Here is a 23829-nt window from a genome sequence, read left to right on the forward strand (position 1 = left end):
TTCTATCGAAAGCTCTGCTACATAACCATATCCCCCGACCCGCCACGCTGCCAAAGATAGTACCGAAACATCTAAATTTGAAACTCAGCTTTTTCCCTAATCTGCAAAAATTCAATTACCTCGTTATCAGGGCCTTCAAAGAAAACAGTTTCCCAGCCGTTATTAAGCTTATATGGACCTTCTAATGCTGAAATACCATTTTCGGTAAAACTCCCGATTATCTCCTGCACATTGTCAACCTGTAAACAGATGTGTACACCTTGTGAAACAGCCTCGTGCCCGCCTGAAATGAGTTCAATTCTGAAATCATCTTTTACCAAAAAAGCAATTGTTTCTTTGTTGAATTGCAATCGCTCTTCTACATTGAGCCCCAGATACTTTTGATAGAAAGCGGTTGAAGCCTCCAAGTCTTTTACTTCAACCGCGAAATGGTGAAAGCGCATTGTTATTTCCCCTTTATAAAATTAAATTCATATCCCCAAATTCGTGCCACAAGTATTGCTGATCAATCGCTTCTTCATAGGCACTCCATAATAAATCCTGTGGAACGAATGCCGTCAGCATATCCAGATGACTTGCTTTAGGTTCGTGGAAACCTGTAATAATTCCATCAACCATCCTCAGCGGGAAGTTTTGATCTATATAAAGATTGGTCACACCATGTAACTCGCCAGTGACTCCTGCACTCTCTAGTGCCCTCACCACTGTTGTCCCAACTGCAATAACCCTGCCGCCAGCTGCCTTTGTATTGTGTATCTTTTCAATCGTTTTTTCTGATAGATGATATTCTTCGAAATTATCAGCTGGAGATGGTTCATAATCATCATCTAATAGATAGCTTAGTCCGGTATGAAGCTGAATAAAATCAAGCTCTATTCCCTTCTTCTGCAGGTTGAATAACAGCTCCCAGCTAAAGGCTCTTCCGGCAGAGGGCATTTCAACAGAGCCGGGATGGCTGGCAAACACAGTTTGATAATAATCCAGCCCCCATTCGTTCTCGATATATTCATATCGGACCGGTTCCCCGATTGCATAAATGCTATTAAAAAGGTCGGTTCCTTTTTTAGAGAAAAGGATTGTTTTTAATGGCGACTTTTCTTTCATATCGATAACAACAGCTGTGAGGTCTTGTGTAAAATGGAGGATGTCGCCTACATGCACCTCATCAGTCACAATTAACACATCCCAAATCTCTTCATCACGGCGTCTTGCCAGGCGAATTTCAACTTCTGAATGAATCATTACTGTATTTCTAAACAATCCCGCTTTTAGAATAGCGGGTACCGTTCTACTGTTGTTCATCACCACCAGGTCACCCGGCTTAAGATAATCAGCGAGCCTGAAAAATCGGTCATGGCTGACATGGCCCGTTTTCTTATCCAGCACCATCATTTTCACATGATCTCTTCTCAACCCTCGTCTTTCAGGTGGATGAGAAGCATTTAACTCTGAAGGTAAATAGAAATCAAAGGCTGTTGCTGCCATTATAATCCCTCCCCTGTAAACTCTTGTGCCTCAAACCGCTGTCCTGTAGTTCCCACTGACTTATCGGAAGCTAAATACACGAACACATTGACGACGTCTTCAGGCTTCGCTAATGGATAATCACAGTCTGGAACAGCTAATTGGTGCATTTCTGTATCCATTTCCCCTGGGTCGACCATGTTTACCCGGACGTTTGTTTCGCTAAGCTCATCTGCCCAGGTTTCCGTTAACCCTTCAACTGCAAATTTAGAAATTCCATATGCCCCCCAGCCAGCATATCCAACATGGCCCGCTTCAGAAGTAACATTGATGATCGAGCCTTGATTGCGCTGCAGCATTCCTGGTATAACCCTTCTCGTTACGAGGAATGGCGAAATGGAGTTTACCCGGAGGACTTCTGCAAAATCTTCTTCTGGATAGTCAAGCAACAGCGGCATTGGACTTGGTCCGAGAATCGAAGCGTTGTTTATGAGAACATCAATTTGACCAAATGCTTCCTCTGTCATCGCGACAAACCGCTCTACATCTCGAGTTAGTGAAATATCTGCTGTCACTGCGAGAACCTCAGCTCCCAATGCTTCAGCTTCACTTTTCACTTTTTCTAACCCTTTTGATGACCTGGCACAAATAGCAAGTCGTGCCCCTTCCTTCGCAAAGCGAAGTGTTAATGCTCTTCCTAAACCTTTTGATGCACCTGTAATCATAACCACTTTATTTTTCATTATTTATCGCTCCTTTAAGTGTTTAACTTGATGTCTTTAGCTTAAAGGATTTTGGAAATTCCTCCCTCAGAAAAAAGCTTGAACTTTATCTACAACTTTAGGATGAGAAAATTAGTTTCATGGAGCCCGAATTCTTCTTGGGCATACAAAAATGAGCCTCATGAAGCATTCATGAAGCCCAATTTCTTTCTGGACATATGAAAATGAGCCTCATGAGGCATTCATGAAGCCCATTTTCTTTCTGGGCATACGAAAATGAGCCTCATGAGGCATTCATGAAGCCCAATTTCTTTCTGGACATGCAAAAATGAGCCTTATGAGGCATTCATGAAGCCCAATTTCTTTCTGCACATACGAAAATGAGCCTCATAAGGCATTCATGAAGCCCAATTTCTTTCTGGACATGCAAAAATGAGCCTCATGAGGCATTCATGAAGCCCAATTTCTTGCTGGACATGCGAAACTGAGCCTCATGAAGCTCCTATGAAGCCCAAATTCTTTCCGGGCATACGAAAATGAGCCTCATGAGGCACCCATGAAGCCCAAATCCTTTCAAAAAATACAAAAATGGACCACATGATTCCTTCATGAGGTCCAAAATATCTTAGGTAACACGAAAATGGTCTTCATGACCACTCGCGCATTCAGTCATATCAACTATTCTTGCTTCGAATAAGGTTTAAAGGTCTCTAATACCTCTACATACCGGTCTTTTGTTTTAATCGGAATTCCTTGAATAAGCTCTTCTTGTTTTCTGCTCTCAAGTTTTTTGATATCTATCTGAAAAAAGGATTGAATGATTCGTGATCGGTCTGGACGGCCATTAAAAATCGTTAACACACCATCATCGGTAATACCAAAATAACCATTTGCTTTTAGCAGTGGTGAAATATCATCCATTTGCTTACGAAAAACCATGGTGGTTTCATCCATCTCCACTAACTGCCATTGGTCATATTTGGCCCAAAAGTTTTCTATGGACCAGTAGGAATCAAGGATTACTTCCTCACTTATTTCTCCATCAAGATAGACTCTTTCCAGAATAATGGTCAATGCTTGAGGTTCCGATATTTCCTGATCTTGATGGTTTGTCATTTTCACGGCAGAGCCAGTTAACATCATTCCTGGCAGCTTTCCGATGGACATGAAGAGCACAACCGCAACAAAGGCTAAACCAAGCCGATACTGTGTAATCCAATTGAACCTCATGCATAATCACCTCTTATTAGTAGAGATCTAATTCTTTTTCACTACTAGTTTAGCCTTTTTTTGCCTTTTTATCCTTTTTCCAAAAAATCAAAAAGAGACAAAGCCATTTTTTGGCTTTGCCTCAAGTAATTATTTACGGCTATTAGGTTCTAACCGCTGAGAATCATTGTTTCTGTTCCCATCACGACCAAGTGCGCCATCATCAATAATAACTTGAACTGGTCTGCCGTTGGCCATAGGCTTAACAGCATCTCGGATAGCTCTTTTTGTTTCTTCAGCTCGCTTGTTATTATTTAATTTAACGGAAACCATTACAGAATTACCATAAAGAACGGAGCGGATTTCCCTAACATTTTCAATGTCAGAAACCTTGCTTTTAATTCTTTCTGTTATACGGTCCTGATTTTCGGGTTTCGTTGTCTTCATTCCCGTATTTCCAGCTCTCTGATTCAAATGACCATGATAATTCACATCACTGGTACTAAATTGATTATCTCGTTGGAAGAAATTATGGTCATGGTTTGCGAGCGGTTTTGTCGGGTTAGGCGGATTTCCGTTTTCATCAGTATTTCGTAACTGCTTTCTCTTCTCTTCATTATTTGCTTGGTTTTCAATTCCAAGATTATGATCCATGAATTCAGTGAAAGGACCATCATTATCCCCAGGCATTCCATTGGAACCATTTTTATGATTTTCATCTGAATAGTATCCTACTGGCTGCCCCATATTTTTGTTGTCTTTATCCATTGCAGCACGGTCATCATTTGCACAGCCTGACAGCCCAACAGCTAGCAGGGCGGACAGAGGAATCATCCACTGTTTCACGTTCAAACGAAAAACCCCCTCTACGATGCGTGAGCATAGAGAATATGCTCATGGTTAGCTTGTGAATTTAGAGGGGGTTTCATTCTGCCATAATCGACCATAACTCTATTTTGCCAGCTTTTTTAAAGTATCAATAAATTTTTTACGTGAGTAGTACTGACCAACACTTAAATTCATCATTTGATTATACTTATGCTGGTCTCGATAAGAGCCTTCCCTGATGAGCCGATTCCATTCACGGAAAATATCTGCAGGGAAAGCAAGTGCGTACAGAAATGCTTTCTCGTTCAACAAGCTTTGAAATTGCGGATAAAGAGAAAGCCGTTCAAAAGACCAATCCAGGCTGGGCAGAATTCGGTTCGCGTATTGTAAATAATCAAGTAAAGCCGGGCCAATACTAATTAAATCAAAATCAATAAGGTGTAAAGAACCTTTTGAATCACGTAAGAAATTATGGTGGGCTACATCTCCATGAAGAATACAAAAAGGTTCATTGATAAACAGGCTGCGGTCCTTTTCCATCCCGCTTAGTGACCAATTTGCCCAATCAAGCATATCAGCTAAAATCTGTTCATTAATAAAGTATTTTATTGTGGATAGATTGGAAGCAAAAGCTGCGCCCCGATCTTTCCATTTTTCAATAATAATTCCTTTAGGGATTATCGTTCGATAACGTGATTCGAAGGATGATGTCACCTTATGGAATTGCTCTAGTAGTTCAAGCCCCTCCTGCCGGTTTTTTTGAGATTGAAATGAAAACGGCGTTTTATTGGGTGAAATGTATTCCATACACCCAAAGTAAGTTCCCTCAAAAAATAAGGGATCCTTGATTTCGGGATGGACGAACAAATAAGTTTTTTCAAAACCTTCGCTTCTTAGCGTCGAGGTAAAAGCCTCTTGGAGCCGTAGGCGTTTATTTGTATGAAAACCTTTTAACATATAGGTATTTTTTTCTGTTTTTATTAAAATTACACTTTTTCGATATGGCACCATTTCTATGATTGACTCTTTAAATTGGGAGCGTAAATAAGAGAGGAGACGAATGAAATAATCATCGTCTCCTTTTTGTTTAAAAGTCATACTCATTGCTTTCATCTTCGTATCGCATCATTCCATCCATAGGTCCCATTCCATAAGGATTCATGTACGGAGGCTGCGCTACATTTGTCGGTCCAGTATATGGTGCACTGTATATTGGAGGTGTCGGCGGAACAAATTGCTGCTGCGGCATTGGAAGTGGTTTTGGTCCACCACATCCGCAATCACCGCCTGCCCCCATCGGTAATCCCCCTTGAGCGGGAAATTGCTGCTGCATTGCTGGCATTTGACCGCCGGCAAAAGGCATGCCCATATCTGGTGATTCAAAATCTTGAGCTCCCATTACTTGTGGTGCCGGCCCCATTTGCGGGTAACCGTAAGGCATTTGTCCATATGGTGCTCCCATTCCTGGCTGGCCGAAATCTGGTCCCATTGGGCCTCCCATTCCTGGCTGGCCGAAGCCTTGACCCATCGGTCCTCCCATTCCTGGCTGGCCGAAGCCTTGACCCATCGGTCCTCCCATTCCTGGCTGGCCGAATCCTGGTCCCATCGGTCCTCCCATTCCTGGCTGGCCGAAACCTGGTCCCATCGGTCCTCCCATTCCTGGCTGGCCGAAGCCTTGACCCATCGGTCCTCCCATTCCTGGCTGGCCGAAGCCTTGACCCATCGGTCCTCCCATTCCTGGCATCCCTTGTGTTTGAGGGTCAAACCAGCCTTGACCTGCAGCTGCTTGTGAACCTACTGGGATATCGGAACTTTCATCAAATGAAGGCATTTGATCATCTGCTGGGAATTGATCGAATCCTCCCATCATTTGATCACCCATCGGCATTTGGTCCATTCCAGGCATCTGGCTTCCCATCGGCATTTGACCGCCCATTGGCATCTGGCCGCCCATTGGCATTTGGCCGCCCATCGGCATCTGGCCGCCCATTGGCATTTGACCGCCCATCGGCATCTGGCCGCCCATCGGCATTTGACCGCCCATTGGCATTTGACCGCCCATCGGCATTTGGCCGCCCATCGGCATTTGGCCGCCCATTGGCATTTGACCGCCCATCGGCATTTGACCGCCCATCGGCATTTGACCGCCCATTGGGTTTGTCATTGGTAATTGCGGCATAAAGGATGAAGATTCATCATCATATCCATGCGGCATAAATTGTGCACCCATAACACCTGGCATTGGTCCTGCTTGATGAGGCATCATATGATGCATATGGTGCATTGCTGCTCCTTGAACTTGCGGAAATGGTATGAATCCTGCTGGCGGACAAGGCGGCGGCGGGCACCATTTTGGCGGCGGCGGACAATATCCAGACCCAGGCAGAATTGGTGTCATTGGTTCACAGAAATCTTGCGGCATTTGCTGCTGCACAGGAAGCTGATTTTCCATTGGAGCTTCTTGTACAGGCATAACTGGCATTTCTTTTGCCGGTTCTTTTATTTCAGGGAGTATGTTCGCTGGTTTTGGCGGTAATACAGGCTGTTTTACCTCCATATTGGTCATGTTATTCATATAATAGTTGTTAATATCGATTTCTGGGATGATTTGCAGGGGCATTTTTGGAGTATATGGTGTTTTTGGTGTTTCGATAATTGGCGTTTTGACTGGTGTTTTAACTGGTGTTTTCACTGGTGTTTTAACTGGTGCTTCTTTAATTGGAATTTCTTTTACAGGTTTTTCTTTAGCTGGTACTGGAACAGGTACTGGCACTGGTACTACTTTCATTGGAGCTTCTTTTTTCGGAGCCTCTTTAATAGGTGCTTCCTTTATTGGAACCTCCTTTTTTGGAGCGGTTTTAATCGGCATTTCTTTTGGTTTCTCTTTGGTAATCGGTTGCTCAGCAATCGGCATTTCTTTTTTGGCGCCTAAGTTGATTGTGGCCCCCGGCTTTGTTCCCATAGGCGCTTCTTTTTTAATATTTCCACCTGTTGTTGGGACTTTTATTTTCATACCGGGCATAATCATATCAGGGTTGCTGAGCTGTGAATTCATCTTTTTCAGCTCTTCAAAATTCACGCCGTACTTCTTGGCGATTTTCCAAAGAGTATCCCCTTTCTGTACGATATGGATCTTCACTCTGATTTCCCTCCTATGCATAAGTCCATATATTCTATGTGATGATAGGCAAAGTGCTAACATTCTTCAGAAAAACTTATGCTTTTTTTCGCAAGAATATGAATCAACCTCTCAAAAATAAAAATAGATGCAATTTGCGAAAATTGCATCTACCTTATCATTATGCGTTTTGTAACATCCGTTCAAGTGCTAGTTTCGCATTTTCCGCGATTTCAGAACTAACCTTAATAATATTATTTGTATCTTCTAATGTATCCAAACTCCAAACTAAATGGTGCAGATCAATTCGGTTCATCGTTAGGCAAGGACACATCTGCGGGTTTAATGACATAATCTTTTTATCTGGGTGATTTTTTATTAACCGATTAACGAGATTCATCTCGGTCCCAATTGCCCACTCAGAACCCGGCTCTGCTTTTTCAATCGCATTGATAATATAGCTTGTGGAGCCTGCCAGGTCAGAAATTTCAACGACCTCACGGCGGCACTCAGGATGCACAATGATCTTCATGTCAGGGTATTTGCTGCGTGTATCATGGACATTCCCAACCGTAAAATTCTCATGAACAGAGCAGTGACCTTTCCAAAGGATGACTTTTATTTTAGAAGTATCACCTTCATATTCAAGTGAATGCGTAATCGGATTCCAAACAGCCATCTCATCTAAGCCAACACCTAAATCTGCAGCTGTATTCCGGCCCAAATGCTGATCTGGTAAAAATAAAATTCGTTCCTTTTGGGTGAACGCCCACTTCACCATTGTCTCTGCATTTGAAGAGGTAACGCACGCACCGCCATTGGCACCCACAAATGATTTAATGGCAGCGGTAGAATTAACATATGTTAATGGAAGAATAGTATCACCAAAGAGCCCCTGGAGGATTTCCCAAGCTTTTTCGGTCTGATCAAAGTCTGCCATATCTGCCATCGAGCAGCCTGCCCGCATATCTGGGAGAATCACCTTTTGATTATCATTTGTTAGAATATCTGCCGTTTCTGCCATAAAATGCACGCCGCAGAAAACTATATATTCAGCGTCTTTATTGTCAGCTGATAACTGAGCAAGCTGCAGGGAATCACCTGTTGCATCCGCAAACTGAACCACTTCATCCTTCTGATAATGATGTCCAGGAATAAACAGTTTAGAGCCTAATTTGTTTTTTACTTCAATTACTCTAGCTTCTAACTCTTCCTTCGACATCTGCTTATATTTTTCAGGAATCATTTTATTCTTTTGCATGGCCGCTAAAATACTCATCTTTGTTCCTCCCCTTTGCTCCAAAGAACTTTAACGCTGATATCAAGTGCTTTATATGAATGTGTTAAGAATCCAAGTGAAATATAGTCAACCCCTGTATCACGATAGCCAGCTAAATTGGACAATTGAATGCCCCCTGATGCTTCCGTTACGAATCCTGATGGAACTAATTTAATCAGTTCTTTAATTTCCTCAGGAGTCCGATTATCAAACATAATCACATCGGCACCAGCACTGACCGCTTCTTTCACTTGTTCTTCTGTTTCAACTTCGACTTCTACCTTCACCATGTGTCCTGCCTTTGCACGCACTGTTTCAACTGCATGTGTAATGGATCCCGCAAATGAAATATGGTTATCCTTAATCATAATTCCGTCGTAGAGGCCGAAGCGGTGGTTGTAGCCTCCTCCTTTGGTGACGGCATACTTTTCCAGCATCCTTAAACCTGGTGTCGTTTTACGGGTGTCACAAATTTTGGTATGGCCACTGTCAAGTGTTGAAACAGCTTCCCGGGTGAGCGTGGCAATTCCACTCATTCTTTGGATTAAGTTAAGAACCACTCTTTCCCCTTTCAGCAGATCAGATATTTTTCCGGAGGCTGTTGCAAGCTTTTGCCCGTATTCAATGTTCTGGCCATCCTTTACAAAAACCTTAGTTTTAATATCGTTATTTAAAAGTTTAAATCCTGTTTTGATAATTTCTTCTCCGCAGAATACTCCATTATCCTTTGAAAGAAAAACAATTTCCCCTTCAGTTTCATCAGCAAAAATTAAATCAGATGTAATATCCTGTTCCCCAATATCTTCAATAAAAAATTGCTCAAGTAGCGAGCGCAGTTTCAATGTATTCATGGTTACTCTCCATTTCATGGGTATTTTTATGAGTAATGGTCTTGTTTAACCAAAAATGATTATCTTCCGCCGGGAAATCGCTTCGATAATGACCGCCACGGCTCTCTGAGCGCTCCAAAGCAGCATCTGTGATTAACTTTGCGGTAATCAGCATGAAGATCTTTGTCAACTCTTCAGCAGAATAAGCATCAAGATTCCGAATTTGCTTGACATTAAAACTATCTAACCAAGCTTTTTGTTTTTGAAGAGTAACAGCATCCCGGACGATGCCGACACGCTCCATCATATAATCCTGTATTTGCTGGAAGTCTGGCAGGATTTCCTTTACTTTTGGAATAAAAGGAGCAGTGTGTACATTCCCATGGATTTCTATATTTGCTGCCTCATTTAGCCATTTGGAAAGCTTTTCTCCCATATATAAACCTTCTAATAAAGAATTACTTGCAAGTCGATTAGCTCCGTGCAAACCTGTGCATGCGGCTTCGCCAATCGCATACAATCCATTTATTGAAGTTCGTCCAACTAAATCTGTTTTAACGCCGCCCATTAAAAAATGACTGCCGGGTGCCACTGGAATTCTTCCCTCAGATACCTGAAGTCCATTTTCCTCGCAAATCGATGTAATCGAAGGAAAACGTTCCGTAAAGTTTTCTATATTACTAATATCTAAATATACCTTGAAGCCATTTTTAAGATATTCATAGATTTTCTGCGATACAATATGCCTCGGTGCAAGGTCTTTTAGGTGATGCACACCTTCCATAATCGGCGTACCATCATCGGTAACGAGGATGGCTCCTTCACCGCGAACGGCTTCTGAAATTAACCCCTTTGTTTCGCCATTTAGGTATAAAAGGGTCGGATGGAATTGAATGAATTCCATATCAGCAACCTCAGCTCCAGCGCGATAGGCCATCGCGATTCCGTCTCCTGTAACGGTTGGGGCATTTGATGTATAGGTGAACAATTGGCCGCAGCCGCCTGTTGCGAGAATTGTATGCGAGCTAGAGTAATGCTTAATTTTTCCGTCTGGATCCTTGGCTTTAACACCAATGCAGGTTTGATTTGAATCCAGAAGTAATTCATAAGCAAACACGTTTTCCTCAATGGTGACATTTCCTTTCAGAGTGCTGTTAAGGAACTCAACCATATTTTTACCTGTCGCGTCACCGCCGCCATGAACAATGCGCTTTTCGCTGTGCGCTCCCTCCATTCCTAAAAGCAATTCCCCATTTTGATTCTTATCAAAAACAGAACCTTGCTCAGAAATGAACTTAATCAACCCAGGTGCAGCATGAATAATTTGTTCGACAGCTTCTTGATTATTGTGGTATCTTCCCGCTTCAAGTGTATCAGCAATATGCTTATCAGGATGGTCACCGTCACCAATCGCCGCAGCAATACCGCCTTGAGCCAGATAAGAATTAGCACTTCTAACTTTTCCCTTTGTGAGTATCCTCACATTTAATTCCTTATTTAAAAGCGAGGCTAACTGCAGCGCAGCAATCCCACTTCCTAAAATTAAAACATCATCATTTGTCATCACAATGCCTCCTGGATTAACAGGGTCTTGACATCTATATTTACATAGAATTAAACTAAATACAAGAAATATTTTTATAGAGTGTTCTGCTATAGTGCTCTTATAGTGCGCTTGGTGGTTGGAAAATAAGCGGAGTTTTTCCGGCTATTTTGGGAAATACCCTTATTTCCCTGAAAACAAGCGGAGTTTTTCCGCTTATTGTATCCAAATCCTTTGATTTTGGCTTATTTTAAGCAGTTAACCGGAATTTCTCCGCTTATATCTGCTTCGTAAGCTTACTCTAGATACAATAGCCGGAAAATCTCCGCCTATTAATTCTCAAGGCTAAACGAAAATCAACAACAGAGCCTAAAAGCGCCTGCCTATCGGCAACAGACACAGCAAGGTGGCACATGAAGCTAGACAGTTATCTAAAATAAAATACTAGTATAGGAGATTACTATGATATATTTTGATTTCGCCGCTACCACTCCGTTAGATCCTGAAGCTGCAGAGGTGTTTGTACAGGCTTCAACTGAGTTTTTTGGAAATTCCAGCTCTCTCCATGATATCGGCGGGCAGTCGCAGGACCTACTAGAGAATTGCCGTGAAGAGCTTGCAAATCTTTTAGGCATTAATAAAAATGGACTGTACTTTACAAGTGGCGGGTCAGAGGGGAACTTTTTAGGGATTGAAGCGCTTCTATCATCACCGAAGAAGCCTGGAAATCATATCATTGCCGGGCTGGCTGAGCACTCTTCTATCCATGGTGTTCTCAACCGGTTAGATGGATACAGAATTACCTTTCTACCCCTTAATTCTTCTGGTCTCATTGATGTAAAGGAATTAGAGGAGAGCATTACTCCTGAAACTGTGTTGGTAACCATACAGCATGTTAATTCGGAGATTGGTACCATTCAACACATCGAAGATATCACACGAATTTGCCGGCACAATGACATCCATTTTCACAGCGATTTTGTTCAATCTTTTGGTAAAATACATTTGAGAAATATTGCTCAGCTTGTCAGCAGTTTTTCATTTTCTGGTCATAAAATTTATGGTCCCAAAGGGGTTGGCGGTGTTTATGTAGACCCTTCCATTTCCTGGAGACCGTTTTTCCCTGGTGGATCCCATGAAAGAGGCTTTAGACCAGGAACCTTGAATGTCCCGGGGATTGCCGCGATGACGGCAGCTGCTCAAAAAATACAAGGGGAATTGGATAAAAATCATGCTAGATATTCAGAGCTTCGCGCTGCTTTTTTTAAGTCGGTCGAGCCTATTAAGGAATTTGTCCAAATCCATCAGGCAGATTCTAGTTCCCAGTTACCTTCAATCATTGGTTTACGGATTTCCGGGATTGAGGGACAATGGATGATGTTAGAGTGTAATCGTTATGGTTTCGCCATTTCAACAGGAAGTGCCTGTCAAATTGGCATGCAGTCCCCAGCAAAAGTGACACAAGCTTTAGGATTGAACCCACAAGAGGCAAAGGAATTTATCCGAATTTCTTTCGGAAATTCAACCAAGAGGGAAAATGTCGTAAAGCTTGGGGAAACTATTGTAGATATCGTTACGAAATTTAAGTTATAGAAATTATGCTAGAATAGAGAAGCAGGATTTTCGAGGAGGTTATTATGGCTGAGCAAAAGAAAATATTAGGCGATGAAAGGAGAGCTTTCATTTTACAGCTGCTTAAGGACAGCCCCGTGCCGCTGACAGGAAGTGAGTTAGCTACGCGGACAAATGTAAGCAGACAGGTAATTGTCGGGGATATCACGCTTTTAAAAGCAAAGGACGAGCCGATTATCGCAACAAGCCAAGGCTATCTGTATTTTAAGCAAAACACAGGCGTCCCAACATTCGAACGGACCATCGCCTGCAGACATTTACCAGAAGACACAATGACAGAACTAAATTTGCTTGTTGACCATGGAGTCTTAGTGAAGGATGTCAAAATTGAACATGCTGTCTACGGAGATTTAACAGCATCAATTATGGTATCTAATCGCCAAGAGGTTAAACAGTTTATGGAGAATATACAAACAACTAAGGCATCATTGTTATCAGAGTTAACTGGAGGCATCCATCTCCATACCATCGCTGCGTCCAATGTGCAGACACTGGACAAAGCGGAAGCTGCTTTGAAGGATGCTGGCTTTTTAATTGAATATTAATTGAGTATCCCTCCTGTGCAGAAAATTTGCATAGGGGGGCTTTTTTGATTACCAATCTTGGGTGGGCTATTGTTACCGAAGAGCTTGGATACTCGGGATTTCGGGCACGGTCATGGCTCCATTGTGACCGAAAAGCTTGGACACCCGGGATTTCGGGCACAATCATGGCTCCATTGTGACCAAAAGGCTCGGGCACCCGGGATTTCGGGCACAATCATGGCTCCTTTGTGACCAATCAGCTAGGGCACCCGGGATTTCGGGTACAATCATGGCTCCATTGTGACCGAGGAGCTAGGGCACCCGGGATTTCGGGTACAATCATGGCTCCTTTGTGACCGAGGAGCTAGGGCACCCGGGATTTCGGGTACAATCATGGCTCCATTGTGACCGAAATGCCCGGGCACCCGGGATTTCGGGCACAATTACAGCTCCATTGTGACCGAGGAGCTCCGACACCCGGGATTTCGGGCACAATTACAGCTCCATTGTGACCGAGGAGCTCCGACACCCGGGAGTTCGGGCACAATCATGGTTCCATTGTGACCGAGGAGCTTGTGCACCCGGGAGTTCGGGCACAATCACGGCTCCATTGTGACCAATAAGCTCGGACACCCGGGATTTCGGGCACAATCACCTCCCCATTCTGCCCCAAACTATAAAACACCCAAGATTTCGGTAACAATTAATCCCCCCCATCGCAGGCGAATCCCTACCAACTAGCACACACGAAAAAAAAGTACCGGATCGCCCCCGGTACTTTTTCGCTTATTTTACCATTTTAGAAGGATAACTCCCCAGCAATGTAACGCCGCACCCCAACGCTTCGAGCTCGGCCATTGCGCCTGGAATCAGGACCTCATCCAGCTTCATTTCCAAATCAATAATGAAAAAATAATTGCCGATTCCTGTTTTCATCGGTCTTGATTCAATTTTTGACAAGTTTATTTTCCGCCAAGCGAAGGCAGAAAGGACCATATGCAGTGTTCCAGCTTTGTCGGTTGGCAGTGTAACCATCAAGGTTGTTTTATAATGTGATGAGCCGCTCAGACCCTCAAAATCCAGCCCCTTTTCTGATAAAACGAAAAAGCGGGTATGGTTATGATCAAAATCGTGAATATCATGTTGGACTATGGTTAAGCCGTATTCTTCAGCAGCCAATTCATTGGCAATAGCGGCCACATTCATTTCAGGATGGTCCATGATCATCTTAGCTGCTGCGGCAGTGGAACTGACACTTTCAAATGGAATCCCATGTAACTTCGTATGTAAAAATTTATGGCATTGGGCAATCGCATGAGAGTGACTGTACACCTTCTGAACATTCTGCCAATTTTCGGCATTATTAGGGTGAACCATCAAATACTGCTTAATCGGAATCGTAATTTCACCAACAATTGGTAAATGAACCACGTGGGTAAGGTAATCTAATGTGATATTTACTGTTCCTTCAAGAGTATTTTCAACGGGAACAACCGCCAGTTCTACCTTTTCACTGACAACCGCATCCATAGATTCTGGAATCGTCCGATACGGTTCAAGTTCAAATCCAGGAAACACTTTTTTCACTGCTAATTCAGTGAATGTTGCTTTTGGTCCTAAAAAACCAATTTTCATGATTTCACACACTCCCTAACAAAAAATCTCTCTCTGCTGTAAAATGAGCCATTAGGCGCCTGTTCCAAGGACTTCTACTTTTTCAACAAATTCCAGCTTTCGTAATTCAGAGAGCAGCTCGTCAATATCTGTAGAAATATCGGTGGTATTCAACGAAAGTGTAACGTTTGCTCTTCCTTGCAGCGGGATCGTTTGATGAATCGTCAACACATTGCAGCCAGAAGCAGCCACTACACCAAGAAGCTTGGACAATGTTCCTGATCGATCTTCGAGATGGAAAAAGAGTGTTACTAAACGTTCCTTTACCACTGTTGAAAATGGAAATACAGTATCCCTGTATTTATAATAGGCACTTCTGCTTAAGTCTACTTGCTGAACAGCATCCCATATCGATTCTGCCTTCCCTCTCTCAAGCATTTCTTTTACATCAAGTGTTTTTTTCATAGCTTCAGGCAAGACGTCTTCTCTTATTAAATAAAATTTCTTATCAAATTTTTCATTTTTCATCTCTATACCCCACCTGACCGAAAAGCGTAAGCGCCCATACCAGGGCGCTTCAGCTAAAAATCCCCCAAAAACATTAATTACCTATTCGATAAATTCAAATTCAAATTCTAATAATTTAACTGTATCCCCATCTTTGGCGCCTTTTTTCCTTAAAGCTTCGTCTACCCCTAGACCACGAAGCTGTCTTGCAAAACGGCGAATCGATTCTTCTGTTTGGAAATTGGTCATCTTGAACAGTTTTTCAACCTTTTCCCCTGAGATCACAAATGATCCATCTGGTTCTCTCGTTATATAGAAGGCATCTGGGTCCGCCTCATGCTTATAAAGAACTCGATTAATACCTGTTTCTTCTTCTTCATGATCAAGAGGAAATTCAGGTGTTTGTTCGACTTTGTCTGCAATCGCAAATAACAGCTCTCTCAAGCCTTTTCTTGAAAGTGCAGAAATCGGGAAAATTGGGAAGTCCTCTTCAAGCCGCTCTTTAAACTTTTGCAAATTTTCTTCCGCTTCCGGCATGTCCATTTTATTGGCTACAATAATCTGAGGACGCTCTGTTAAGCGAAGATTGTATTCTTCTAGTTCCTTATTGATGGTTAGATAATCCTCATAAGGATCACGGCCTTCCATCGCTGACATATCAATAACATGAACAATTACTCGAGTTCGTTCAATATGACGTAAAAATTGATGGCCAAGTCCGACACCTTCACTCGCACCTTCAATCAGACCTGGAAGATCTGCCATAACAAAACTTCTATTATCCTCAGTTTCAACCATCCCTAGGTTAGGAACAATCGTTGTAAAATGATACGCAGCAATCTTTGGTTTGGCTGATGAAACAACAGAAAGTAAAGTTGATTTCCCTACACTTGGGAAGCCGACTAATCCAACGTCTGCAAGCAGCTTTAATTCAAGAACGACATCTCGCTCCTGCCCTGGTTCACCATTCTCAGCAAGCTCTGGTGCAGGATTTGTAGGAGTCGCGAAACGAGAATTTCCTCTGCCGCCACGTCCGCCTTTAGCAATCACGGCACGCTGGCCATTTTCTACAAGGTCGGCAATGACTTCTTTTGTTTCTGCATCCATAACAACTGTTCCTGGCGGTACCTTAACAATCATATCTTTAGCATTTTTTCCATGCTGATTTTTAGACATGCCATGCTCACCACGAGGGGCTTTCCAATGGCGTTGATAACGGAAATCCATTAGTGTACGCAAGCCTTCATTTACTTCAAAAACGACGTCGGCACCTTTACCGCCGTCTCCACCGGCAGGTCCTCCGTTTGGAACATATTTTTCACGGCGAAACGCGACCATTCCATTACCGCCGTCTCCGCCTTTTACGTATATCTTCGTTTGATCAACAAACATGTGAATCCTCCTGATTTGACTGATGGCGAACTTAAAATGCCGTTATACCTTTGGCATAAAGAACTCTAACTCAAGTTCGCTTTCTGATAATTCCTTTACCATCACATCCAGTTCAGATGTTGATAGGAATTGTTCAATCAGTTCTTTTTTTATTATTATTCCGCTAAAATCAAAAAAGAAACGAACTCCATCTGATTGCGGTTGAATTGTTATTGATAAATGATTTTCTTGAAAGGCTTCAATTGCCTGATCTAAGCAAATAAAAAAGGATTTTGTCCAATTTGAAAGAAGGTCATCATTAATCTCTACTGCTTCTAAATCGTTTAGAACCTCATATTCGAGCAGAAATACATGCTTTTCCCAATTTGATTTCAAAAGCAAGGAGGCAAATTTCGGCAAACGAAAATTCGACAGCTTCGATTCATGCTGTGCTTCAATTACAATTTCATTTATATATGCTTTTGCCCGGTCAATTCTATTTAAGTCCAAGTTGCCTTTGATTAACTGCAGCCTATTCAGCCAATCATGCCGTGAGTGCCGAAGCACTTCAACAATATCCCATTCTTTGTCCATAATCGCACTCCTAGCAGGGTCTCTAAAAACTATTTGATGTTAGTATATCAAAAAAGTTCACATGAGTAAGCACTTTTCGAGTGAATGTTTTCCATTTGAGGTATTATGAGGCGATTCATAGGAGGTCAAATTGGAGTTTGTTACTGGATATTATTTCCTAATGAATGAAAAAAGAAAACTCTAACCAATCAGGTTAGAGTTTTCATAGAAAGCTTACGCTTCTTGAGCTGTTGGATATACGCTCACTTTTTTACGGTCACGACCTAAACGTTCGAATTTCACAACGCCGTCGATTTTCGCAAATAGAGTGTCGTCACCGCCACGGCCTACGTTTTCACCTGGGTAAATCTTTGTACCGCGTTGACGGTAAAGGATTGAACCACCAGTTACGAATTGACCATCTGCACGCTTAGCACCAAGGCGCTTCGCGATAGAGTCACGTCCGTTCTTTGTAGAACCTACTCCCTTTTTAGATGCAAACAACTGAAGATCTAATTTTAATAACATGTATTCCACCTCCTACTTTTTGAAGGTAATTTTTATGTGCTTTCCGTATTCTTCTTCAATACTTTGTAATGATATAATCATACCTTCTAGAAGAAGCTGCACTTTCTCATTTATGTCTTCCGGAAGTTTATCTGGAACAACACAGCGGAGAAAGCCGTCTCCCTGTTCAATCTCAGGTGTGACACCCGTTAAGGCGTGCACAGCGTTGATTGCGCCGATGGCAACTGCGGATGCGCCTGCACAGACGATATCCTGTCCCCGATCAGCGAAAAATGCATGACCACTTATTATAAAAGAATGAATGAATTCGGATTCAATACGATTAATCGTAATATTAATCATCGATTGCTCAACACCTTACGCGTTGATTGCTTCAATCACAACTTTAGTGTATGGCTGACGATGACCTTGCTTTTTACGGTTGTTTTTCTTCGCTTTGTATTTGAAAACGATGATCTTCTTAGCGCGACCTTGTTTTTCAACTTTAGCTGTAACAGTAGCTCCAGCAACGACTGGGCTTCCTACTTTTACATTTTCACCGCCAACGAAAAGAACCTTATCAAATGTAACTGTTTCGCCTGCTTCTGCGTTAAGCTTCTCGATGTAGATAGCTTGACCAGCTTCTACTTTGATTTGCTTACCACCAGTTTCGATAATTGCGTACATAACTGCACCTCCTTATAAACTCAGACTCGCCATATACAGGCGCAAATGCAAAAGCATCCAACTTAATACCTGTCATGTGCGGTTGTAGCACGGGTGCTACAAACATAACATCGATAATTCTAACATGGTATAGGCAAAAGTGTCAATAAGGTTCTCCAGCTTTTTGCGCTATTTCGTCATGATTCCCAAAATGTTTGATCATATAGTAATGAGCTGCAATTGATTGAATCGAAAAATATACTTTAAATTTCAGCCATTCTTCCAACATTTCCAGATGCGGAGCAATTTCATCTTTTACTGCTTGTGTGGTTTCAACTAATACGGCTTCATAATCTGAATTCCGGTGTTCCAGTAATTCCCGTTCTAAGCGGAATGCTATCGTCTCTGCACTTAATATTCTGCCTGTCCCCTCGCATACCGGACATTTTTCCTGAAGGGCTTCTGAAAGTGAGACCTTTGTTTTCTTCCTTGTTAGCTGAAGGACTCCAAGTGCTGTGAAACCGATGATTTTGGTTCTTGTTTTGTCCTTTTTGAATTCTTTTTCTATTGTATCCTGGATATAACGCCTGTCCTTTTCATTTTTCATGTCGATGAAGTCAATAAGGACAATCCCGCCAATATCACGGAGCTTAAGCTGGCGAGCAATTTCAACAGCTGCTAAGGTATTGGTTTTTACCACCGTATCCTGATAATCATGCTTGCCAGAGAACTTTCCTGTATTAACATCGATGATCGTTAGTGCTTCTGTTTCATCAAAGATCAAATAGGCTCCGTTGTCGAGCCAAACCTCTCGTTTAAGGGCCTTGTCAATTTCATGATCGATTCGATGGTGTGAGAATATGTTTTCTTTCCCATTATAATAGGTAACTGTTAAGTTTGGATTTTTTGATTGAATTACTTTCTTTAAGGAAAGATCATCAATAATTATTTCACCAGAGGTCATTTCATTCACTGAATCAAAAACCATTTGTGTAAATGTATCCTTTTGAAAAAGTATTCCAGGTTTTTTAAGCGATGAAACTTTGTCCAGCAGCTCAGTATACTGTCTTCGTAAGCTGCTAAGTTCATTCTCCATTTCCTCTTTAGAAGCTCTGGCACTTGATGTTCGAAAAATGACTCCTTCATCTTCACTTTTTAGTTTCATGCCTAATTTACGAAGGTTTTCCTTTTCATCCATTATTTTTTTGGAAACTGCGACATAGCGGCCTTGGGGCATGTAAGTAAGGTTGTCCCCCATTATTTCGATAATCCCGGTCACTCTTGCCCCTTTTGTACCGGCTGCATCCTTATCGACTTGAACAATTAACCTTTGCCCTTGGTGAACAAAAGAGGTTACACTTTTCTTCTCCTTATCGATACTTCGCTCTGGCGATAGTATATAAGAAGCGAGGACATCTCTATGTAAATAAGCATTTTTCTCTTCTCCGATATCAATAAAAGCAGCATTCATTCCCGGAAGGACTTTGGTTACAGTCCCATAATAAATATTACCGACCAAAGATCGCTGCTCTGGCCGGTCAAATATAATCTCTTCAACTGTATTCTCGCGGACAATAGCAAATCTCTTTTCTCTTGAAACTGCGTTAACAATTAATTTTTCCAATCAGACTTCCTCACTTTTTTTACTAATTGTTTTTATTATACCCTTTTAGTAAGAAAAGAGAAGGTCGCTGATTTTATCCGTTAATCGTTTTTCCGTAAAATAAGCATGCAGCAGTTCGTTTTCATCCAACATGCCTTTTTCTTTGCCATCACTTTCAACAATGATCGGGTGCTTGCAGCCCCGCTGGAATTTTTCCAATACGTCGATCAGCAGGTCCTGTTCGTTTGCCTGGATGGGTTTTAAAGCTTGCAGATCACTCTTTTTACCATAATAGCGCTCGAGTAAAAACCTCATAAAAATGTAACGGCGCTGTTTCCACTCGTGATAGAGCGAGAATAATAAAAAGCCTACAATAATCCAGACATTAATTTGCTGTGGTGCAGCGAGGAACGTTATAACCGAAAAGATTCCTACACTGAAAAAAGAAATGATTAATGTTAACCGGTGGGCTATGGGAAATGATTTTTTTAAGGAAAGGAGCATGAATATCAGTTTCCCGCCATCGAGCGGCCAAACCGGAAACATATTGAAGATAAAAATCATGATATTGAAATTTAAGAATAGTAGAAACATTTCCTGCGAAACCAAATCAAAGGAAAAAAGTCCGTACGCCAGCGCTACCATCCAAATGTGCTGAATAGGGCCGGCAAGGACAACAATTGCTTCTTCCTTTAAAGGCCGGTTCCCGTGTTCCTCCATTTCAGCCACCCCTCCAAAGGGGAGGAGGGTGATTTTTTTGATTCTCCATGAAAAAAAAGAAGCTGCAGCAGCATGCCCCATTTCATGAACAAAAATGATGGCGATTAACAGGCAGAGCTCGCGGAAATGTGCTGTAGCAATTGATATCGCGATGACAATCCATAACAAAGGATGGATATATACGTGTTGTAATAAATGTATGACTTTATTCAAAGCGAATCACCTGTATCGGATCGATGAAATCATCGCCCTTCTTGATGGAAAAATAATAGGTGCCCTTTGTTTTATCTTCTCCAGCTGATTCCGAGGCAGTACCAACAACAGTTTCTGTTTCAATAAATTCATATAAGCTGACCTTAATTTCATCGAGATTACCGTAGGTGGACTGTGTCTGATCTGCGTGCTGGATGATAACGGTTTTCCCCGTATCTTCCTTTACACCCGCAAACATAACATTCCCTTCTTTCATTGCTTCAACGGCAGCACCTTTTGATGTTTCAATCATGATGCCCTGTCCATTTTTTTCAAAGTTTTCGAGGACTTTTCCTGAGAAAACTGGTATATCCTGGTCTTTCTCCACTACGTTTTTCCCTTCTTCTTTTCCTTCCTCCGAAAAAGGCAATAGTGCTAATGGTTTACCAAATTGATCTTCATACCATTTTGATACTGTTGCAAATTTAAAATCCTGCTCCATTGTTTTCATTACAAATTCCTTTGCTGGAGCAAAGGTGGCACTGTTTTCACGGAACATAATCGCAATTACAAGAAATAATAGTGCAGATGCCAAGATTTTGAAGATGAATACTTCTTTTTTAAATAGTGGATGAATGACGTCATCCTTGCCTGGGTCGTAAGAAGAATAATTGTTAAAACCATATTTTTCATCGTCCCCTGGCCAGTTTATTTCTCTTTCAGTACCAATTCCCGATGACCCCTTCTCTTTTTTTCTCTTTGCGATTCGTCGCCGTATTTCTTCAGGAGTAGACCGCATTTTTCCCACCAACCTTTAGACAGCTTTTTGTACAAGTTTATGAGGTTGTCTCACAGAGTATGACTCTTGTTCGTTTTTTTAGGTTGGGGACTAAGAACCAAACTATCAAAATCCGCTTACACAAATGAATTTTCCTATTAAAACACCCAGTAACCTGAAAATGTGCATTTGCCATTATATGAAACTTCCATGTTATTAGTGGATAAGCCACACCTTTTTTGTCCTTCTCCATATAATGGCTGTAAGTTACTTAATTAATCGAGGTGAATTAGATTGTCTACAAGTCAAAACCATAACACCTTTCGTGGTGATGTTTACGATTTAATTGAGTTAGAGCAATTATTAAAGGGTCCTCACACTATTCTTTTTGAGGGGAAGAGTCCATATCAGGACGTGCTGTTGCTAGAAACGAAGAATATACGTTTATATTGGAATAATCAACTGGTTTGGAATAGCATGGACGAACGGATTTATTACGAGGCTCTTGTTCATCCGGCCATGTTCCTGTCAGATAATCATGAACGTGTATTGATTATCGGTGATGAATGCGGACTGGCATTGCGCGAAGTTCTCAAATATCGTGATGTCTGCCATGTTGGTGTAGTACCCCTGTCTGCTGAAACCCTTTTAGCTGCCCAGAAAACACCTGAAATTTCTAAACTTAACGGAGGGTCTCTATTAGATAACCGAGTTCAAATCATCCGAAGCAGCATACATGACTTCTATATAACAGAACAAGAATCATTTGATGTGATCATCGTTAATCTTCCACGACCAGACACAAAAGAAATAAGCAAAATGTATACGAAGGAACTTTATAGAAAATTATCCAAACTCCTGACACATGACGGTATATTAGTTTCACAGTCTGCTTCGCCTGAAGATACTCCGTCAGCCTTCTGGTGTATTGATAAAACAATGCAAAGCGCTTCGCTTCATACTCTTAACTATCATGCTAATGTTCCTTGGTTTGGAGATTGCGGATTTCATCTTGCCGGGAAAAATCAGCTAATTTGGGATGAAGGGAAAAAATGTGATGTCAAAAACCGTTCACTTCCGAAAAATCTAAAATCATGGTTTACTTTTTCGCAGCAGGTAAAGTCCTTCAGAAAACAAGCTGTTGTCAACTCATTGAGTTCCTTACGCCTATCTGCTCTCCTTCCAAATAAAGTCCAGGACCAGGAACTTCATCATCTCCTCTCCAATTCCCACACAGTCCTATACAAAGGCAGTACTAAGGGAGATTCTGTATTGGTGCTAGAGACCAAAGATGTGCGACTGTATTTAGACAAGCAGCTTCAGTTTAGTTCTTTAGATGAACAAATCTATCATGAGGCTCTGGTTCACCCGGCCCTTTCCATTGCTCCAAAAAGGGATCGTGTGCTAATTGCCGGCGGCGGGGATGGATTCGCCATTCGTGAAGTTCTTAAATACCCTGATGTAAAGCATATTGACCTAGTAGATCTCGATCCATTAATGATCCACATAGCCCGTAATATATCTAAAGTATCTTCCTTAAACGGAAGAGCACTGCATGATAAGAGAGTAGCTGTTCATCAAAAAGATATTCAGGTTTTTCAAAAAGAACAAAATGAACCTTATGATGTCATTATTGTGGACTTGCCAGATCCAGGAGATGAGATATTGAGCCGATTGTATACGGTAGAGTTTTTCAAGCAATTATCCAATCTGCTAACAGAAGATGGCATTCTAGTCTGTCAATCACATTCACCAGAGTATGCACCGTTTGTTTACTGGAGCATCGGATTATCCCTTAAAGGAACTGGCATGAATATCAGGAGTTACCATGCAGATGTTCCTTCGTTCGGGGATTGGGGATTTCATCTGGCATCAAAGAAAAAGCTGCATTTGCAAAACAAAAAAGTAAAGGTAGACCATCAAACTTTGCCAGAAGACCTATCCAGCTTATTTGCCTTTTCATCTAAGTATCGGTCAGTTCGGGAAAATTCACATATGAATACTTTGTCAAACCTTAAATTACACGAAATTTATAAACAGGAACTGCGCAGGTAAGGTCAAAAAAACTCTACTCTTATTGACCTGTTCAACGAGTAGAGCCCCTTTTCTTACGAATTCTAAAAAACATGGACAACCGTACAATTTATTA

Annotated in this window: 23 protein-coding genes, 2 pseudogenes and 1 other annotated feature; of the genes and pseudogenes, 5 read left to right on the top strand and 20 right to left on the bottom strand. The window is 41.7% G+C overall.

What is annotated here, in order from left to right; genetic code table 11:
- Window positions 1–71 precede the first annotated feature (71 nt).
- The 6 genes from SFC47_RS21510 to SFC47_RS21535 all read right to left on the bottom strand — a co-directional run bounded on the left by SFC47_RS21510 (window position 72) and on the right by SFC47_RS21535 (window position 5321).
- Window positions 72–443, bottom strand: a complete 372-nt coding sequence (locus SFC47_RS21510; protein ID WP_411256574.1) for a VOC family protein — start codon at window positions 441–443, stop codon at window positions 72–74.
- A 13-nt stretch (window positions 444–456) separates the two neighbouring features.
- The gene (locus tag SFC47_RS21515) at window positions 457–1485 is read right to left on the bottom strand and encodes an S-adenosylmethionine:tRNA ribosyltransferase-isomerase (RefSeq protein WP_411256575.1); all 1029 of its coding nucleotides are present in this window, start codon (window positions 1483–1485) and stop codon (window positions 457–459) included.
- Complete coding sequence (locus SFC47_RS21520) at window positions 1485–2207, bottom strand: SDR family NAD(P)-dependent oxidoreductase (RefSeq protein WP_411256576.1); 723 nt, start codon at window positions 2205–2207, stop codon at window positions 1485–1487. The genes SFC47_RS21515 and SFC47_RS21520 overlap by 1 nt, the downstream gene beginning before the upstream one ends.
- Before the next feature lie 657 nt (window positions 2208–2864).
- The gene (locus tag SFC47_RS21525; protein ID WP_411256577.1) at window positions 2865–3416 is read right to left on the bottom strand and encodes a BofC C-terminal domain-containing protein; all 552 of its coding nucleotides are present in this window, start codon (window positions 3414–3416) and stop codon (window positions 2865–2867) included.
- A gap of 129 nt (window positions 3417–3545) precedes the next feature.
- Window positions 3546–4241, bottom strand: a complete 696-nt coding sequence (locus SFC47_RS21530) for a YhcN/YlaJ family sporulation lipoprotein (RefSeq protein ID WP_411256660.1) — start codon at window positions 4239–4241, stop codon at window positions 3546–3548.
- A 105-nt stretch (window positions 4242–4346) separates the two neighbouring features.
- A complete protein-coding gene (locus SFC47_RS21535) occupies window positions 4347–5321 on the bottom strand; it encodes a phosphotransferase (RefSeq protein ID WP_411256578.1) in 975 nt (324 codons plus the stop codon).
- Between the two features lie 1505 nt (window positions 5322–6826).
- Here SFC47_RS21535 and SFC47_RS21540 point away from each other — a divergent pair.
- Window positions 6827–7048, top strand: a pseudogene (locus SFC47_RS21540) (hypothetical protein); the annotation flags it as partial.
- Between the two features lie 179 nt (window positions 7049–7227).
- Here the strand turns inward: SFC47_RS21540 and safA are convergent.
- From safA to nadB, 4 genes and pseudogenes are all read right to left on the bottom strand, one after another.
- Window positions 7228–7425: pseudogene (gene safA / locus SFC47_RS21545) on the bottom strand (SafA/ExsA family spore coat assembly protein); the annotation flags it as partial.
- 97 nt (window positions 7426–7522) lie between these two features.
- A complete protein-coding gene (nadA, locus tag SFC47_RS21550) occupies window positions 7523–8620 on the bottom strand; it encodes a quinolinate synthase NadA (protein WP_411256580.1) in 1098 nt (365 codons plus the stop codon).
- Window positions 8617–9471, bottom strand: a complete 855-nt coding sequence (nadC, locus tag SFC47_RS21555) for a carboxylating nicotinate-nucleotide diphosphorylase (protein WP_411256581.1) — start codon at window positions 9469–9471, stop codon at window positions 8617–8619. The genes nadA and nadC overlap by 4 nt, the downstream gene beginning before the upstream one ends.
- Window positions 9440–11014, bottom strand: coding sequence for an L-aspartate oxidase (nadB, locus tag SFC47_RS21560; RefSeq protein ID WP_411256582.1), 1575 nt, complete (start codon window positions 11012–11014; stop codon window positions 9440–9442). Before nadB ends, nadC begins: the two co-directional genes overlap by 32 nt.
- Window positions 11015–11455: 441 nt before the next feature.
- On the opposite strand from nadB, the gene SFC47_RS21565 reads away from it, so the two are divergent.
- Genes SFC47_RS21565 through SFC47_RS21575 form a run of 3 tightly spaced genes read left to right on the top strand, consistent with a single transcriptional unit; the run spans window position 11456 to window position 13349 of the window.
- Window positions 11456–12586, top strand: a complete 1131-nt coding sequence (locus SFC47_RS21565; RefSeq protein ID WP_411256583.1) for an IscS subfamily cysteine desulfurase — start codon at window positions 11456–11458, stop codon at window positions 12584–12586.
- A 44-nt stretch (window positions 12587–12630) separates the two neighbouring features.
- Window positions 12631–13170 carry a transcription repressor NadR gene (locus tag SFC47_RS21570; RefSeq protein ID WP_411256584.1) on the top strand — a complete coding sequence of 180 codons (540 nt, stop codon included), beginning with the start codon at window positions 12631–12633 and terminating at the stop codon, window positions 13168–13170.
- A 44-nt stretch (window positions 13171–13214) separates the two neighbouring features.
- Window positions 13215–13349, top strand: a complete 135-nt coding sequence (locus SFC47_RS21575; protein WP_411256585.1) for a hypothetical protein — start codon at window positions 13215–13217, stop codon at window positions 13347–13349.
- 586 nt (window positions 13350–13935) lie between these two features.
- On the opposite strand, the gene pheA is transcribed toward SFC47_RS21575, so the two are convergent.
- From pheA to SFC47_RS21625, 10 genes are all read right to left on the bottom strand, one after another.
- Complete coding sequence (pheA, locus tag SFC47_RS21580) at window positions 13936–14784, bottom strand: prephenate dehydratase (protein WP_411256586.1); 849 nt, start codon at window positions 14782–14784, stop codon at window positions 13936–13938.
- Between the two features lie 51 nt (window positions 14785–14835).
- Window positions 14836–15291: an ACT domain-containing protein gene (locus SFC47_RS21585; protein ID WP_411256587.1), complete on the bottom strand. Its 456-nt coding sequence runs from the start codon at window positions 15289–15291 to the stop codon at window positions 14836–14838.
- Between the two features lie 81 nt (window positions 15292–15372).
- Window positions 15373–16662, bottom strand: a complete 1290-nt coding sequence (obgE, locus tag SFC47_RS21590; protein WP_411256588.1) for a GTPase ObgE — start codon at window positions 16660–16662, stop codon at window positions 15373–15375.
- 42 nt (window positions 16663–16704) lie between these two features.
- On the bottom strand, window positions 16705–17235 hold the full coding sequence (locus tag SFC47_RS21595) for a Spo0B C-terminal domain-containing protein (protein ID WP_411256589.1): 531 nt from the start codon (window positions 17233–17235) through the stop codon (window positions 16705–16707).
- Window positions 17236–17448: 213 nt separating this feature from the next.
- Window positions 17449–17742: a 50S ribosomal protein L27 gene (rpmA, locus tag SFC47_RS21600; RefSeq protein WP_034674968.1), complete on the bottom strand. Its 294-nt coding sequence runs from the start codon at window positions 17740–17742 to the stop codon at window positions 17449–17451.
- A 12-nt stretch (window positions 17743–17754) separates the two neighbouring features.
- Window positions 17755–18084, bottom strand: a complete 330-nt coding sequence (locus SFC47_RS21605) for a ribosomal-processing cysteine protease Prp (protein ID WP_411256590.1) — start codon at window positions 18082–18084, stop codon at window positions 17755–17757.
- Between the two features lie 15 nt (window positions 18085–18099).
- Window positions 18100–18408: a 50S ribosomal protein L21 gene (gene rplU / locus SFC47_RS21610; RefSeq protein WP_411256591.1), complete on the bottom strand. Its 309-nt coding sequence runs from the start codon at window positions 18406–18408 to the stop codon at window positions 18100–18102.
- Window positions 18409–18420: 12 nt separating this feature from the next.
- Window positions 18421–18502: a sequence feature (ribosomal protein L21 leader region), on the bottom strand.
- A 48-nt stretch (window positions 18503–18550) separates the two neighbouring features.
- Window positions 18551–20011 (bottom strand): Rne/Rng family ribonuclease, encoded by a 1461-nt coding sequence (locus SFC47_RS21615; RefSeq protein ID WP_411256592.1) that lies wholly within the window; start codon window positions 20009–20011, stop codon window positions 18551–18553.
- Window positions 20012–20056: 45 nt separating this feature from the next.
- Window positions 20057–20923: a M50 family metallopeptidase gene (locus SFC47_RS21620; RefSeq protein WP_411256594.1), complete on the bottom strand. Its 867-nt coding sequence runs from the start codon at window positions 20921–20923 to the stop codon at window positions 20057–20059.
- Complete coding sequence (locus tag SFC47_RS21625; protein ID WP_411256596.1) at window positions 20916–21701, bottom strand: peptidoglycan DD-metalloendopeptidase family protein; 786 nt, start codon at window positions 21699–21701, stop codon at window positions 20916–20918. The genes SFC47_RS21620 and SFC47_RS21625 overlap by 8 nt, the downstream gene beginning before the upstream one ends.
- A gap of 273 nt (window positions 21702–21974) precedes the next feature.
- Here SFC47_RS21625 and SFC47_RS21630 point away from each other — a divergent pair, with 273 nt between their 5' ends.
- The gene (locus tag SFC47_RS21630) at window positions 21975–23735 is read left to right on the top strand and encodes a spermine/spermidine synthase domain-containing protein (protein ID WP_411256597.1); all 1761 of its coding nucleotides are present in this window, start codon (window positions 21975–21977) and stop codon (window positions 23733–23735) included.
- Window positions 23736–23829 lie beyond the last annotated feature (94 nt).

Source organism: Neobacillus niacini, from assembly GCF_046591715.1.
Taxonomy (GTDB): Bacteria; Bacillota; Bacilli; order Bacillales; family Cytobacillaceae; genus Neobacillus; species Neobacillus niacini_L.

Coding starts and splice junctions, on each gene's coding strand:
- SFC47_RS21510 (WP_411256574.1), bottom strand. CDS start 443: ATGCGCTTTCACCATTTCGCGGTTGAAGTAAAAGACTTGGAGGCTTCA.
- SFC47_RS21515 (WP_411256575.1), bottom strand. CDS start 1,485: ATGGCAGCAACAGCCTTTGATTTCTATTTACCTTCAGAGTTAAATGCT.
- SFC47_RS21520 (WP_411256576.1), bottom strand. CDS start 2,207: ATGAAAAATAAAGTGGTTATGATTACAGGTGCATCAAAAGGTTTAGGA.
- SFC47_RS21525 (WP_411256577.1), bottom strand. CDS start 3,416: ATGAGGTTCAATTGGATTACACAGTATCGGCTTGGTTTAGCCTTTGTT.
- SFC47_RS21535 (WP_411256578.1), bottom strand. CDS start 5,321: ATGACTTTTAAACAAAAAGGAGACGATGATTATTTCATTCGTCTCCTC.
- nadA (WP_411256580.1), bottom strand. CDS start 8,620: ATGAGTATTTTAGCGGCCATGCAAAAGAATAAAATGATTCCTGAAAAA.
- nadC (WP_411256581.1), bottom strand. CDS start 9,471: ATGAATACATTGAAACTGCGCTCGCTACTTGAGCAATTTTTTATTGAA.
- nadB (WP_411256582.1), bottom strand. CDS start 11,014: ATGACAAATGATGATGTTTTAATTTTAGGAAGTGGGATTGCTGCGCTG.
- SFC47_RS21565 (WP_411256583.1), top strand. CDS start 11,456: ATGATATATTTTGATTTCGCCGCTACCACTCCGTTAGATCCTGAAGCT.
- SFC47_RS21570 (WP_411256584.1), top strand. CDS start 12,631: ATGGCTGAGCAAAAGAAAATATTAGGCGATGAAAGGAGAGCTTTCATT.
- pheA (WP_411256586.1), bottom strand. CDS start 14,784: ATGAAAATTGGTTTTTTAGGACCAAAAGCAACATTCACTGAATTAGCA.
- SFC47_RS21585 (WP_411256587.1), bottom strand. CDS start 15,291: ATGAAAAATGAAAAATTTGATAAGAAATTTTATTTAATAAGAGAAGAC.
- obgE (WP_411256588.1), bottom strand. CDS start 16,662: ATGTTTGTTGATCAAACGAAGATATACGTAAAAGGCGGAGACGGCGGT.
- SFC47_RS21595 (WP_411256589.1), bottom strand. CDS start 17,235: ATGGACAAAGAATGGGATATTGTTGAAGTGCTTCGGCACTCACGGCAT.
- rpmA (WP_034674968.1), bottom strand. CDS start 17,742: ATGTTATTAAAATTAGATCTTCAGTTGTTTGCATCTAAAAAGGGAGTA.
- SFC47_RS21605 (WP_411256590.1), bottom strand. CDS start 18,084: ATGATTAATATTACGATTAATCGTATTGAATCCGAATTCATTCATTCT.
- rplU (WP_411256591.1), bottom strand. CDS start 18,408: ATGTACGCAATTATCGAAACTGGTGGTAAGCAAATCAAAGTAGAAGCT.
- SFC47_RS21625 (WP_411256596.1), bottom strand. CDS start 21,701: ATGCGGTCTACTCCTGAAGAAATACGGCGACGAATCGCAAAGAGAAAA.